The following is a 13,556-nucleotide window of genomic DNA, read 5'->3' as shown; positions in this document are numbered from 1 at the left end:
CTCTGTGCGTTCCGCCCCAACTATTCCAGGTATCGGCGACTATTGCCGCACCCGGTTGGGATCAAACGCCCGCGCGCGCCTGTCGGAAGGGGCCGCGGGCGGCTTTCGAGACTGCCGCGGCGTGTCTCAGTGCCGGATCTCGGTGTCCGAATTCGCGCGATCGCCCTGCGCGACCAGGTCCCTGATCAGCGGCAATCGCGACATCACGAAGTCGACGCCGGGATTCACCACGCCGCGCAGCAGGGACAGCACCTCCCATTGGCGTGGCGCCACGACCTGGGCGGCGCGTTGCTCGATGCCGCGCACCAGGGCTTCGGCGCCCTGCTCCGGGGTCAGACGCTGGCTCAGCGGCCACGGGACCAATCCGGTGCCGCGCGCGCCCAGCGGATCGGTCGACTCGTCGAATCGCACCATATCGGTGTCGACGAAGCCGAAATAGACGACCGAGGTGCTCGCCCCGTGCGGGGCCAATTCCACGCGCAGCGCCCGGCCCAGCTGCTCGACACCGGCCTTGCTGGCGGCATACGGGGCCACGAACGCGCCCTGGGTGAAGGCGTAGATCGAGGCGACGAGCGAAATATGGCCGCGCCCTTCGAGAATGTGCGGCAATGCCGCATAGGCGGTGTGGTAGGCGCCGAGCAGATTCACCCGGACGACATTCTCGAACTCCTCCGGGGGCATACCGCGCACCGTGGCCACTTTGGCGGTGACGCCCGCATTCGCGACCGCCACATCGAGGCGGCCGAATTTGGCGACGGTCTCGTCCACGGCGCGCTGGATCGCTTCCCGATCGGCGACATCCGCGCCGATTCCGAGCACACCGTTTCCGATGCTCGCGGCGACGGCGGCCGTATTCTCGGGGTCACGGCCGGTAATGGTCACCTCCGCGCCCCGGGCCTGCAGCGCCTTCGCGGTCGCCAATCCGATTCCGCGCGTTCCGCCGGTCACCAGCGCGACCTTGCCGTCCAATGCGAAGCTGCCCACGAGCGGTTCTCCCTTCCGGTCCGCGACCGGCGTCGATGCGGTGGGCGAACAGCTCCGGGCGCCCGGACTACCTCACTTCAGCAGCGAATTATAGAGCGCCGCAGGTGGTTTCGCAGTCCTTCGGGAACCGTCGGCGCTCGCCGCTCCCCCGGTCGTGCTCAGCCCTTACCCAATGCCTCGGCCAGTTGGGATTTCGTCATCGTGGAGCGGCCCTTGATATTCCGCTTCTTGGCCTCGTTGTAGAGCTGATCGCGGGTCGGCCCCTTCGGGCCCTTGCTCCCGGACCGCTGCCCGCCGCGCTGCTGCGGGGATTTGTCCTTGACCGAGCTGCGGCTGGCCGTTTTGCTCTGACCCGCCTGGGCGCGGTTCTTGTTCACCGTGCGGGCCGCGATTTCCTTCGCGCGCTTGGTGCTCGCGCCGCGGTCCTCGGCCGATTCCTTGATGTGCTCGTACTGTCGTTCCTGCTTGCCGGTCCATTCCTTGGGCATTTCACACCTCCCGGATCGAATTCGCCATCCGTGCCGTCGCCATACCCGGCCCGCGCCCGCGCAAACGAACGGCGCACACCGGGTATCGGGTTTCACGTCCGGATCAGGCGGCGCTCTCCTCGATGGAGATCACCATGCCCGTCATGGCATCGACTTCCACCTCGTAATCGGTTCCGGTGCGAGTCCGCAGATCGATCTCCCAGGCGGGACTGCCATCGGCCATATCCAGTTCCACCGATTGCACGGTCGCCCCCATCAGGGCGTCCCGCGCCATCTCCATGGCCTGCTGGTCATTGACCACGGGCTGCGCGGCGGGCGCCGCCAGGGCGGGCCCGGCGCCCACGCCGAGCGCGGCGGCCGCCAGGACCGCGCCGAACGCGCAGCGGCGGACGGTGCCGCGGTGATTGATTGCCGTCATGATGATGCTCCTCCTTGTTGACTGATCCCCGTGAGCGCGAACGGGTCGTTATTCGGTGAAGAGCGCTCTTGCGACGGCACTACCACCGATTCACCGGTTCATGCCCCGGAGCAACTTCCTTTCGCGGGCCTACCCGATGCGCTCCGCGAGCCCGACGAGGATGCCCTCGGGGCCGCGCAGGTAGCACATCAGCCAGCTGTCCTCGATGCGGGTGAGCTCGCCGACGAGTGTCGCGCCGCGGGCCTGCAGCCGGGCCAGGACGTCGTCGATGCCCTCGACGGCGAACATGAGGCGACGGATACCGAGTGTGTTCACCGGCGCGTCGGGCTGTCCGGCGACCGCCGCCGGTTTCAGATAGCTCGCCAGCTCGATCTTGTTATGCCCGTCGGGAGTCCGCAGCATCGCCACATCGGCTCGCTGACCATCGAGCCCGACGATGCGATCGGCCCAGCCGGCCTCGAGCACCATCCGGCCCTCCAGTTCCATACCGAGTTCGACGAAGAACGCGATGACCCCGTCGAGGTCTTCGACGACAATGCTCACGTTGTCCATGCGCAGCAGCGTCATGTGCGGGTTCCCTCCATTCCGTGGCGCCCCCGGTCGGCCGCCATTCACCACAGGGACGGAGCCGCTGAGGCGTTCTCGACATACCCTGCCCGGCGATGGTCACGGCCGCCACGAAACTTTCGCGTGACGCGCGGACGAAGAGCCCGGAAGCGATCAGCCCTGCGGAGGTTTTCCTGCTCCGTGCTGTTTCGCGGCGGTTTCCAGGTAGGCGCCGAGTTCGTTTTCGAGGGTGCGGTCCAGGGCCTGGGCGAGGCTGTTCTGGACGGCGGTGACGCCCAGTTCGCGCAAGTGGTTGAGCATCTTGGTGGTCGCGGCGGTCTCGGCGTCGGTCTCCGGTAACCAGCCCGGGCCGTGATCGGCGACGATCTGGTCCTTGGCGGCGGTGACCATGAGGCGGGCGATGTCCTCGACCCGCTGCACCACGGCGGAGTAGACGTCGATGAGGCCGTTGAGGCCGAAGCCGTAGCCGTGTAGGGCGGCGAAGGTTTCCAGCAGTTCGGGCTGGGTGAATTCGACGGTCTCGTCGTCCAGTCCGGCCAGCCCCAGGGCGGCGAGGCGGTCGAGTTCGTCGCCGGTGACCGGATCGTCCTCGCCGCCGAGGAAGGTGTCCACCAGTTCTCGCGGAACCACCAGGGGCTCTTCGGATTTGCCCCAGGTGGCGGTGACGGCCTGTTGCAGGCCGAGGACTTCGCTCAGATCCTTGCCGGTTTCCCAGCTGGTGATGAAATCGGTGATGTGGGCGATGGTGAACCCGCGTTGCAATAGCGCGTCGATGATCCGCAACCGGGCTAGGTGGGAGTCGTCGTAGATGAGGGCGCGGCCGCTGCGCCGGGTGGGCGTGGGTAGCAGGCCGCGTTCCTGATAGGCCCGCACATTGCGGGTGGTGGTGCCGGCGGCGCGGGCGAGATCGTCGATGCGGTACTCCGCCATCCTGGTCGCGCCCTCCCTGTCTCGCGGCTGCCGGTCGATGAAGCGCAGCGCCCACGCCCCGGTGCGGGTGAGCACCGAGGGCATGGGCGGCACACCTCGTGTCGACATTAGCCGAGGGTGGCGATCGATCCGTGCCCGGCGCTCGGACCATCGGCCGAATCCCCGGCGGTTCGCGCCGCATTGCCCGCGTCCCGGGGCGTCAGGACGTAGTCCTCGAGCCGGACCTGCGCCAGCTGCCGCACGAACTGGGTGCCGAAGCCGGGGTACATGGTGGCATTGAAGCCGTCCTCGGTGAGATACCAGCTGCGGCAGCCGGAATTCCAGGTGGTGGCCGACAATCGCCGCTGGATGCGGGCGTTGTAGCGGTCCTGCCGGTCGCGGCGCACCTCGAGCATGCGCAGGTCCCGGGCCAGCAGCACCCCGATGGCGTCGGTGAGGTACTCGATCTGCGCCTCCATGTAGACCAGTGCCGAGTTGTGGCCCGGGCCGGAGTTCGGCCCGAAGGTGAGGAACAGGTTGGGATAGCCCTCCACCGTCACGCTCTTGAAAGCGTATGCGCCCCTGCTCCATTCCTCGCCGAGCACGCGCCCGTCGCGCCCGGTGACCGGGATCGGCGCCCCGGTCTTGGAGATGTCGAAGCCGGTGGCGAACACGATGCAGTCGAAGCGGTGCTCGATGCCCTCGGCGGTGCGGATGCCGTGCGGGCTGATCCGCGCGATGGGCCAGGTGACCAGCTTGCAGTTCTCTCGCTGCAGGGCCGGGTAGTAGTCGTTGCTGATCAGCAGCCGTTTGCAGCCGGCCCGGAAATCCGGGGTGAGCTGGCGGCGCAGCCACGGGTCGGCGACCTGGGAGCGCAGGTGCAGCCGGGCGACCGATTCCACCACCCGCGTGAGCGGGGTATTCCACACCACGCCCAGCGCCACCGATTCGTGGCCCCAGAACCAGGCGTCGCGCGCCAGTTTCTGGGTGACCGGCGCCTGCCGGTACAGCTCTTTGGTGAGCGGGTTGGTGCGCCGGTTCACCCGCGGCAGCACCCAGCCGGGGGTGCGCTGGAAGACCTTCACCGAGGCGGCCCGCTCGACCAGCTCCGGAATGATCTGCACCGCACTGGCTCCGGTGCCGACGACGGCCACTTTCTTGCCGGTGAAGTCGTAGTCGTGATCCCAGCGGGCGCTGTGGATCTTGTGGCCCTCGTAGGTTTCGATGCCCGGGATGTTCGGCAGGCTGGCGTTCGACAGCGGACCGGAGGCGACGACGACGCTGCGCGCCTTCACCTTTCGCCGCTTGCCCGCGAAGCTGATATCCCACAGCCCGCTCGGCTCGTCGAATTCCAGTCCGGTGACGGTGTGGCCGAATCGAATGCCGGGTCCGATGCCGAATTCCTCCACCATGGCCTCGATATAGCCGAGGATCTCCCCGCTGCCGGAGTAGGTGTGCGACCAATCCGGGTTGGGCGCGAAGGCATACGAGTACAGGCGCGACGGAATATCGCAGGCCGCACCGGGATAGGTGTTGTCGCGCCAGGTGCCGCCGACGCGGTCGTCCCGCTCGAATATCGCGAAGTCGGTGATGCCCTTCTGCCGCAACCGGATCGCGGTGCCTACGCCCGCGAATCCGGCGCCGATGATGGCCACGTCCAGTGGCTTCGCCGCGGCGTTCATGCGACCGGCTCGTAGGTGAGTTCCTTCGACCACGTGGGCTGCGGTTTCAGGAAGCGTTCCGGGATACGGGCGGTCAGCCCGACCATGGCGTCGGCGAACAGGTGATAGGGGTGGCCGCGGTCGATCACCCAGCTGGCGTGCATTTTCACAATGCGGTACATGGGCACGCGATTGGCGATCGGGGTGCGCTCGCCCACCGCGCGGAACCGGCGCATGGCGGCGTAGAGCTTCTCCTCGTCGACGCCCATGTCGACGATATTGTCGCGCATCTTGTTCAGCAGCGGCACGTAGCTGAGCACGCCGACGATGAACGACGGTTTGGCCCAGCCGCCGACCAGATCGATGGCGAGCTTGCGGGCGGTGGCGTGGCCCAGCAGCTCCATGACCGCGTAATCGGTTGCCAGATGCCGGGATTCGTCGGCATTGATCTTCTTGAAGACCTCCTGCGCGACCGGGTCGGAGATCTCGTCGGTAATGAACTTGATGAGCGCGCCGTCCAGGGCCACCTCGAGCATGGGGATCACCGTGCCCAGGAACGACAGCGACATCTCGTCTGCGTGCTTGTCCAGGAAGTCGATCACGAGCTTCACATTGATATTCGGCTCGGGAATCTCGTCGCCGTCGAGCATCCCCCACCGGCGCATGAGCGCCAGTTCGGCATTGGCGTGGCGCTGCTCCTCGGCGTGGAAGTACCGGTAGATCTGCTTGAGCGTTTCGGTCGGGGCCTTCTGCGCCATGGCGGCGAATCCGCGCGCGCCGACATTCTCGATCCACATGAGATCGGCCATGAACGGCTTGAGTTTCGCGTGTAGTTCGGGCTCGATGAGTTCCGCACCCGGTGCGTCCCAATCGATATCGGCCAGCGCCCACTGCCGGGACGCGATCTTGGCGAGCATATTGTCGAAGTCGAAGGACATGTCAGACTCCAATCGTCTCGGACTGCGGGAGCACCCGGTTGAGCACGCCGAGGGCATGGGTGTAGAGGGCCGGGAACTGTCGTTTGAGCAGCCAGACGGCGTGCGCGTCCAGTTGCGGCAGCACATAGAGGCGGCCGTGATCGTGGGCGTCGAGGGTGGTGCGGGCGACTCGTTCGGGTGCGAACCCGGTCCAGCGCATGAGTTCATCGGCCAGGCGGGCCGACGCCGAGCCGATGCGCCCGTCGCGCACCACATTCGTCTTGACGAAGGTCGGGCACAGCACGGTGACCGCGACCCCGCTGCCGGACAGTTCGGCGGCCAGGGTCTCCGACAGCGACATGACTCCGGCCTTGGACACGTTGTAGACGGCCATGCCGGGTGCGGCGGCGAATCCCGCGGCGGAGGCGACATTGATGATGCCGCCGCGCCCGGCCGCGCGCAGCTGCGGCGCGAAGATCTCGCAGCCGTGCACCACACCCCACAGGTTGATGCCCAGCGCCCACTCCCAGTCGTCGAAGCCGATGTCGCCCACCGGTTTTCCGCCGATGCCGACGCCCGCGTTATTGATGACGAGGGTCGGCGGGCCGTCGAAGGCCAGCTCGGCATGGTCGGCCAGCGCCTCCACGTCCGCGCGGCGGGACACATCGCAGAACACCGAGTAGGCGGAGCGGCCGTAGGTGCGTTCGATCAGCGCGACGGTCTCGTCGGCGCGGTCCTTGTCGATATCGGCGCACAGCACTTCGCCACCGCGAGCGGCGATTTCGAGCGCGAAGGCCCGGCCGATCCCGCTGCCCGCGCCGGTCACCACCGCTTTCGCATTCCGCGTGCGGCGTTCACCGAATACCGGCAGGACACTGTCGAGAATTCCCATGATCAGCCTGCCTTCGCCCGGGTCGACGCGTCCGTGCCGGATAGCGCCTCGGCAATGAAGTCCCGCGTGCGCCGCAGGGCGGGTACCGCCTCGGGAACCAGCAATGGCAGGGCCTGGAAAACGTGAATGCGGCCCGGCCATAGCTCGAGATCGCAGCGCACACCGGCGGCGACCGCCATGTCGTGCAGCTGCCGCGCGTCATCGGCGAGCATCTCCCCCGCGCTGGCCTGCACCAGCAGCGGCGGGAGCGCCGCGCCCGGCGGCACGCTCAACCGCAGTCGCGGCGAATCCGGCTGCTGCCCTTCGGTATAGAGCTCGATGAGCCGCCGCCCGACCGGTGCTGGGGCCATCGGGTCGGGCAGCCGCCGGTCACGGCGCTCGGCCAGGGTCAAGCTGAGGTCCATGAGCGGCGAGTACATGAATACGCCCGCGGGCTGCGGTGTTTCCCCGCGCAGGTTCTGCAACAGCAGATCCAGCGCCAGATGTCCGCCCGCCGAATCCCCGCCGATCACCAGGTTCTCCGCGCGATGCCCGGTGGCCAGCAGCCACCGGTATCCGGCCTCGACATCCTCGGCCGCGGCGGGGAACCGATGTTCGGGTGCGAGCCGGTAGTCGATCGAGAACACCGGCAGCCCGGTCACTTTCGACAGGCGCGACGCCAGCCCCCGGTGGGTGCGGGCCGAGCACACCACATAGCCGCTGCCGTGAACGTAATAGATGGCGCGGTCGCCCGGAGCCACACCGGCCGCCCGCACCCATTCGCCGCGCACCGCACCCGCTCGCACCTGCGTGACGCGGGTGCCCGGCAGCGGCGGCCCGAAGGCGGCCATCACGCCGGCGATCAGCCCCCGTCCGGCTTGAATTCCCACCCGATTGGGCGGCAGTACGCCATTGATTCGTCGCAGGCCGACCACCGACGCGGCCGCCGCCACCCGCGCGCGCCGCGAGGCCGCTGTGGGTACCGCCGTCGAGCCGAAGGTCGCCGTTGACCCTGTTCTCGTCATAGTTAGAGAATCAGTTACCAATGTGCCACTTGTCAATGGCACATTGGCGGCAGGATTGAAACGGTGGCGTCACCCCGGCGGGAGCCGGAACCCCACTTCCGCGCCCCCACCGGGGTGATCGCCGGCGAAAACGGTGCCATCGTGGGCGGCGATGATGTCGTGGACGATGGCCAGGCCCAGACCCGAGCCGGGGGTGGATCGGGTGCGGTCGGCGCGGTAGAAGCGGTCGAAGATCGCCTCGCGGTCGGCCGGATCGATGCCGGGGCCCCGATCGCGCACGACCAGGCGGGTGCGGTCGATGTGGACGGCGACCGGGGTGTCGGCGGGACTGTATTTGGTGGCGTTGTCGAGCAGGTTGTCCACCACGCGGGCCAGGGCCTGCGGGCGAGCCGTCACCGGGCGCGGATCGTCGGCGGTGACGGTGATCGTGCGTCCGGTGCGGCGGCGGAATCGTTGTGCGCAATCCTCGGCCAGGTCGGCCAGGTCGACCGTGCCGAGCGGTTCGGCCGTGTGCTGGTCGGTGGCCAGGTCGACGAGCTCGCCGACCAGGGCGTCGAGGGCCTTGGCTTCCTGGACGAGGGTGGTGAGGACCTGGGCTTCGTCGTCCGGGCTCAGTTTGCCGCGGGCGCGTTGCAGCAGTTCGGCGCTGCCGCGCACCGAGGTCAATGGGGTGCGCAGTTCGTGGCCCGCGTCCTGGACCAGGCGTTGCTGCTGGGCCCGGGACATGCGCAGGGCGGCGAGCATGGAGTTGAAACTGCGCGTCAGCTCGCCGACCTCGCCTGTGCCCGGGTCGGGCAGCAGGGTGGACAGATCCCGGGTGGTGGTGATGTGCCGGGTGGCGGTGGCCAGGCGGCGGATGGGCCGCAGGATGCGCCCGATCAGCAGCCAGCTCAGCACCGCCGCCACCGCGACCGCGGCGGCGGTGATCGAGGCTGTGCGCCAGAGGAATTCGTCGTCGATGCGTTCGATCTCGGCGTAGTTCTGGCTGACCATGACCGCGCCCCCGCCGTGCGGGCGGGCCTTGGTCAGCACCCCGTAACCGATTGCGTCGATATCGATTTCGGTTTCATTGGTGCCCTGCCCGGCGGCGGCGATGGCGCGGTCGGCGTCGGTGACCGGCAGGGGCGCGCGGCCCGGGGTCAGGACGTGCACCCGGCCGTCGGGCAGCAGCAGCTGTTCGGTCATGTCCGGGCGCACCGGCAGTGGCGCGCCCGCGTCCAGGATCGCCAGCACGGTGTCGGCGCGATCGGACAGGCCGCGATCGACCTCGGCGGCGATCAGTGGCGCCACGCTGCGGTAGGCGGTGACCATCGAGACCAGGATGGCCGCGATCACCGCGGCCACCGCCACCGCGGTCAGACGGGCCCGCAACATCACGGCACCCGCACGGTGTAGCCGACATTGCGGACGGTGTGGATGAGCCGCGGCGCGCCGTGCTGCTCGGTCTTGCGGCGCAGATACCCGATGTACACATCCAGCGAGCGGGATTCGGTGTCGAAGTCGAAACCCCAGATGTGCTCGTAGATCTGGCCTCTCGACAGCACGACCCGTTCGTTGCGCATGAGCAGTTCGAGGACGTCGAATTCGGTGCGGGTCAATTCGAGCGGCTCGCCGCCGCGGCGGGCCTCCCGCGCCGCCGGATCCAGCACCAGGTCCGCGACCGTCAGCAGTCCGGCCGTGGGATCCTGGCCGGGATCGGGCGCGCTGCGCCGCAACAGCGCCCGCAGCCGCGCCAGCAATTCCTCGGTGTCGAAGGGTTTGGGCAGGTAGTCGTCGGCCCCGGCATCGAGCCCGGCGACCCGGTCGCCGACCTGGTGCCGCGCGGTCAGCACCAGGATGGGCAGGCGGTCACCGCGGCGGCGCAGCATCCGGCACAGCGACAGCCCGTCCAGGCGCGGCATGGCCACGTCCACCACCGCCAGATCCGGTCGTTGCCGCTCCAGCACTTCCAGGGCCTGCTGGCCGTCGGCGGCGAGCACCACCTGGTAGCCCTCGAAACGCAGCAGCTGATCCAGGGTGGAACGCACATTCGGGTCATCCTCGACGATGAGCACCGTCGGGGCGGGCGCGGCGGAGTTTGCGGCAATCACCGGGTTATTCTGGCTGGCGGGGGACGTGGTCATCGGAATCGGCCCGCTCAGTCGGTGACCGGAGCCACCGCGATCGGCGGAATCGCGGCCACGCAGCCGGTGTCGGTGGTGGCGCCGGTGCGAATGAATTCGCCGATGATGCCCACGACGCAGCCGCTGGGTTCCATATCCGGCACATGCCCGGTGTTGGGCACCGAAATGAAGGTCGAGCGCGGGAATTTCGCGGCGGCGAGCTTGCCGTTGGCGTCCGGGGTGATGGCGTCCAGATCACCGGAGATGACCAGCACCGGCACATCCGGCATCGGGTCGCTCACCTGATCGGGGCGCTGGTGGTTCGGCACGCCGGGCCAGCGGATGCACGAGTCGCCGCCGTCGCGCTGCCCTTCGCCGAAGCCTTCGGCACTGAACGCCCCGACCCCCGCCGGCGCCTTGGCCAGCGCGTCGCGGTACTGCTGTTCACGCTGCGGGATGCTCGCGTCCATGGACCACAGCGGCGCGTAGTCGTTGCAGGTCACCGTGACGTAGGCATTGATGTTCTCGTAGGCGGGTTCCACGGTCGTGGCCCGCACGAACTCGACGAGCTTGCTGTCGTCGCCGCGCACGGAGGCGTGCAGCGCCGCGGGCAGCATGCCCAGCGGGGTCATCGCCTGCGGGTTCGCGCCCACATTGCTGGTGGCGGCCTCGAAAACGAGCGTGGCGAGTTTGCCTTCGGTCAGCAGCACCGGCTTGCCGGCATCGACCGTGAGCGGCTGTGTCCGCAACCGCTGCGCCACCGCCGCCAGATCCGCCACCGCCTGGTTCCCGTCGCACACCCCGCTGCGCTCGCAGATCCGTTGCAGCGCCAGCGAAACCGCCTCGGCATTGGGCCGCTGCAATCGGTCGAAGTCGCTCGGATAGGCACCCGAGAGCACCATCGACTGCACCGTCTCCGGATGCCGCTGCGCATAAACCGGGGTCAGGTAAGTCCCATACGAGATCCCGTACAACACCACCTTCGGAATCCCGAGATGCTCGCGCACAGCATTGAAGTCGTCAGCCGTCGCCGCCGACGTATACCCCGCCGCCCGCGCCCCCAGCCGTTCACCGCAGCGCCCCACCGCTTCGCGCTGCTGCTCCCGCGTCCCGAGCCGGAACTCCTCCTCCCCCACACCACACTCCACCGGACTCGACAACCCGGTCCCCCGCGGATCGATCAACAACAGCGAGTGATCGTCCAGCACCCCCGCCGACAATGCCGCCGCCTCGGCCGCATGCGAAATCATCGGCACCCCCGGCCCACCCGGATTCGGCACGATCGTCCCCTGATTCGCCAAGTCACTTCGCCCCTGCCGCACCAGCGCATAGTGCACATCCACAGCACCGAGCGAAGGCTGCCCCTCCGCCAAAGGCCGCTGCACCACCCCGCACTCCACCTGATGCCCAGGCACAGTGGGACACCACTCCGGCGCAGCGACCCCCGACTCCCCACTGGAACACCCCGCGATCACCCCGCCCGCCACCACTGCGGCCATCGCCAGCCCCACGGCCGAGCGCACAACCCCGCGCATACGAATCTCCCTCGTCGATCCCGATTCCGGTACTTCTCCGGAATGTCGAGACCGATCCTGCGCACCAGAAGTCAGAGCCACCGCAAGCCAACGGCAAAACCATGTAAGAATCCGCCCGCGGCGGGTCGATCGGCGCTAGGAGAGGTTGCCGTCGATGCAGAGGCTTGCGGTGCGCCAGGTGGGGTCGGGGCGGGGGTCGGGGCCGAAGGACCATTCGGCAATGGTGGTGGCGGGCATCCATTGGAGGGTGCCGTTCGGGTGGCGGACCACCTGGTAGACGTCGTCGGTGCCGGGGATGAGCTGGGCGCCGACGCAGGAGTCGGTATAGGGGGTGCCGGGTTGTCTTGCGCCGGGGCTGAATTGGCCGGTTGGGGCGGTGGCGGCGCCCGGGTTGGGGACGGTGGGGAGGCGGTCGGTCGCGGTGCCGCGGATCCAGTAGGGGGCGCTGTCCCGGGCGCCACAGCGGTACTCGTTTCCGCCTGCCACGATGGGGGTGCCGGGTGCGTAAGCCGTTCCGGCCCAGAGACATCCGCCGACCGGGGTGATCGCACGGGATTCGGGGGCCTCCGGTGCCGCGAAGGGGATCAGGACGCCGCCGAGGGCGGCGAGCGCGAACGAGGCCATGGGGGCGCGGCGCGTGGGCCGCGCGGGCGGGCCGGTCAGCACCACGCCGCCTGCGGGCGGCAGACGGCCCAGCCGGTGCCGTCGGCTGATCGGGTCCTGCTCCAGGTCGCGGTCTCGCCGCCGGGGGTGGCTTCGCGCCGTTGCTGGTCCGGGTAGGCACGGGCCAGATAGTCGCGCATGGCATTCGCGTGCTGCATCCGGTCGAGCGGGTTCGCATCACGATGGTGGGGACCGAGCGGGTCGATGGCGTGGGCGCCGATCGTATCGCGTTGGGCCGCACCGGGACGCGATGACGAGCCCTGCTCGCGCGACGGGGACTCCGCCAGTGCGGGGCCGGCCAGAACCGCCGCCGCGGCGGTCGCGCCCGCCAACTGGGCGAGCACGACCGTGGATCTCCGGATCACCGAGTTCGATCGACGTTTCTGCATGGGCGCCATTGCCTCTCTGCTTGCACCGGGCTATCTACTGACCTCCATAGTAGGAAACCTACTAAGCAAGACCGTAGATTGCGCTGAGAGAGTGCTGAGAGGTTGCGGCATTACGGGATGAGGGCCAGCTGGCGGGACTGGGCCACGAGAGAGCCGGTGGAGTCCCAGATTTCGAAGTCTTCCTCATGGAAGCCGTCGATGACGTAGTTGGTGGCGATGCGGCAGCGGAGCCAGCCGGGGGCGGGGCGGCGGCGGATGTGGACGGTGAGTTCGATGGTGGAGGAGCCGGGGACGCCGAGGTCGAAGATGACGGGGGCGGCGGCGTCGACGAACAGGGCCAGGGCAATGGGGTCGGCGGGGCGGTCGTCGGTGAAGCGGGCCCAGCAGTCGATGGTGGTGGTGCCTCCTGGTTCGCCGCGCCAGAAGCCGGGGAGTTCGGGGACGCGGAATTCCACCTGTTCCCCGATGGTGGCGCCGCCGGGGGTGGCGCCGAGGGCGGCCAGCGGGTCGATGCACTGGTCGGGGGCGGGCAGGGCGGGAGGGTCGTTGCGGACCAGGGTGCGGCCGTGCGCGGTGTTGAAGTCGGTGAATGTGGCCAGGACGCGGATGATTTCGCGGTCGTCGCGGGTGAGGACGGCCTGGCCGGTGCCGGTGCGGCGGCCGATGCGGGCGATCTCGGTGCGGATGCGGGCGGGGCCGACGCTGCCGGGACGCAGGTAGTGGGCGGAGGCCGAGAGCAGGTCGGGTTGCGGGAGTTCCTGGCGCAGGGCCTGCAGGCAGGCGGCGATCAGGTAGCCGCCATTGGCGTGGCCGCCGAAGGATTTCCAGCGGTCGGAGACCTCGAGTGCGTACTCGTGGTCGCCGACGCGGGTGCTCGCGGTGTCGGTGTCGAAGGCATGGGAGGCGGTCGCGGTCATCGCAATTCCTTTCGTTCGCCTTCATGCTCGGGCGGGATCACAGGCGCGTCGATTCCCTGTGAGGTAATGGGAGGCACGGATTTCCGGGAAACGGCAACGAAATGATCACG

Annotated in this window: 15 protein-coding genes; all 15 read right to left on the bottom strand. The window is 68.7% G+C overall.

All coding sequences use genetic code 11. From position 1 onward, the window contains the following. Positions 1–126: 126 nt before the first annotated feature. The 15 genes from ACYQ5L_RS18375 to ACYQ5L_RS18305 all read right to left on the bottom strand — a co-directional run bounded on the left by ACYQ5L_RS18375 (position 127) and on the right by ACYQ5L_RS18305 (position 13,446). The gene (locus ACYQ5L_RS18375; protein WP_459958920.1) at positions 127–984 is read right to left on the bottom strand and encodes a short-chain dehydrogenase/reductase; all 858 of its coding nucleotides are present in this window, start codon (positions 982–984) and stop codon (positions 127–129) included. Positions 985–1,142: 158 nt separating this feature from the next. Next, the gene (locus tag ACYQ5L_RS18370) at positions 1,143–1,472 is read right to left on the bottom strand and encodes a plasmid stabilization protein (protein WP_459958919.1); all 330 of its coding nucleotides are present in this window, start codon (positions 1,470–1,472) and stop codon (positions 1,143–1,145) included. 103 nt (positions 1,473–1,575) lie between these two features. After that, positions 1,576–1,890 (bottom strand): PepSY domain-containing protein, encoded by a 315-nt coding sequence (locus tag ACYQ5L_RS18365; protein ID WP_459958918.1) that lies wholly within the window; start codon positions 1,888–1,890, stop codon positions 1,576–1,578. 129 nt (positions 1,891–2,019) lie between these two features. Further along, on the bottom strand, positions 2,020–2,457 hold the full coding sequence (locus tag ACYQ5L_RS18360; protein ID WP_459958917.1) for a VOC family protein: 438 nt from the start codon (positions 2,455–2,457) through the stop codon (positions 2,020–2,022). A gap of 153 nt (positions 2,458–2,610) precedes the next feature. Further along, positions 2,611–3,495, bottom strand: a complete 885-nt coding sequence (locus ACYQ5L_RS18355) for a MerR family transcriptional regulator (RefSeq protein WP_459958916.1) — start codon at positions 3,493–3,495, stop codon at positions 2,611–2,613. Beyond that, complete coding sequence (locus ACYQ5L_RS18350) at positions 3,495–5,048, bottom strand: flavin-containing monooxygenase (protein ID WP_459958915.1); 1,554 nt, start codon at positions 5,046–5,048, stop codon at positions 3,495–3,497. The genes ACYQ5L_RS18355 and ACYQ5L_RS18350 overlap by 1 nt, the downstream gene beginning before the upstream one ends. Further along, a complete protein-coding gene (locus ACYQ5L_RS18345) occupies positions 5,045–5,965 on the bottom strand; it encodes a ferritin-like domain-containing protein (RefSeq protein ID WP_459958914.1) in 921 nt (306 codons plus the stop codon). The genes ACYQ5L_RS18350 and ACYQ5L_RS18345 overlap by 4 nt, the downstream gene beginning before the upstream one ends. A gap of 1 nt (position 5,966) precedes the next feature. After that, positions 5,967–6,836, bottom strand: coding sequence for an SDR family NAD(P)-dependent oxidoreductase (locus tag ACYQ5L_RS18340; protein ID WP_459958913.1), 870 nt, complete (start codon positions 6,834–6,836; stop codon positions 5,967–5,969). A gap of 2 nt (positions 6,837–6,838) precedes the next feature. Further along, a complete protein-coding gene (locus tag ACYQ5L_RS18335) occupies positions 6,839–7,840 on the bottom strand; it encodes an alpha/beta hydrolase (RefSeq protein ID WP_459958912.1) in 1,002 nt (333 codons plus the stop codon). Positions 7,841–7,909: 69 nt separating this feature from the next. Beyond that, positions 7,910–9,214 carry a HAMP domain-containing sensor histidine kinase gene (locus tag ACYQ5L_RS18330; RefSeq protein WP_459958911.1) on the bottom strand — a complete coding sequence of 435 codons (1,305 nt, stop codon included), beginning with the start codon at positions 9,212–9,214 and terminating at the stop codon, positions 7,910–7,912. Then, the gene (locus ACYQ5L_RS18325) at positions 9,214–9,927 is read right to left on the bottom strand and encodes a response regulator transcription factor (protein ID WP_459963461.1); all 714 of its coding nucleotides are present in this window, start codon (positions 9,925–9,927) and stop codon (positions 9,214–9,216) included. The genes ACYQ5L_RS18330 and ACYQ5L_RS18325 overlap by 1 nt, the downstream gene beginning before the upstream one ends. Before the next feature lie 50 nt (positions 9,928–9,977). Next, positions 9,978–11,441 (bottom strand): alpha/beta fold hydrolase, encoded by a 1,464-nt coding sequence (locus ACYQ5L_RS18320; RefSeq protein ID WP_459963460.1) that lies wholly within the window; start codon positions 11,439–11,441, stop codon positions 9,978–9,980. Positions 11,442–11,612: 171 nt separating this feature from the next. Then, positions 11,613–12,146 (bottom strand): hypothetical protein, encoded by a 534-nt coding sequence (locus tag ACYQ5L_RS18315; RefSeq protein ID WP_459958910.1) that lies wholly within the window; start codon positions 12,144–12,146, stop codon positions 11,613–11,615. Next, complete coding sequence (locus ACYQ5L_RS18310) at positions 12,137–12,529, bottom strand: hypothetical protein (protein ID WP_459958909.1); 393 nt, start codon at positions 12,527–12,529, stop codon at positions 12,137–12,139. The genes ACYQ5L_RS18315 and ACYQ5L_RS18310 overlap by 10 nt, the downstream gene beginning before the upstream one ends. A 110-nt stretch (positions 12,530–12,639) precedes the next feature. Then, complete coding sequence (locus ACYQ5L_RS18305; protein WP_459958908.1) at positions 12,640–13,446, bottom strand: thioesterase family protein; 807 nt, start codon at positions 13,444–13,446, stop codon at positions 12,640–12,642. Positions 13,447–13,556: the final 110 nt, after the last annotated feature.

Source organism: Nocardia sp. IFM 10818, assembly GCF_054655275.1.
Note: the sequence above shows the minus strand (reverse complement) of the source record. Positions and strands in the feature narration are given on the sequence as shown.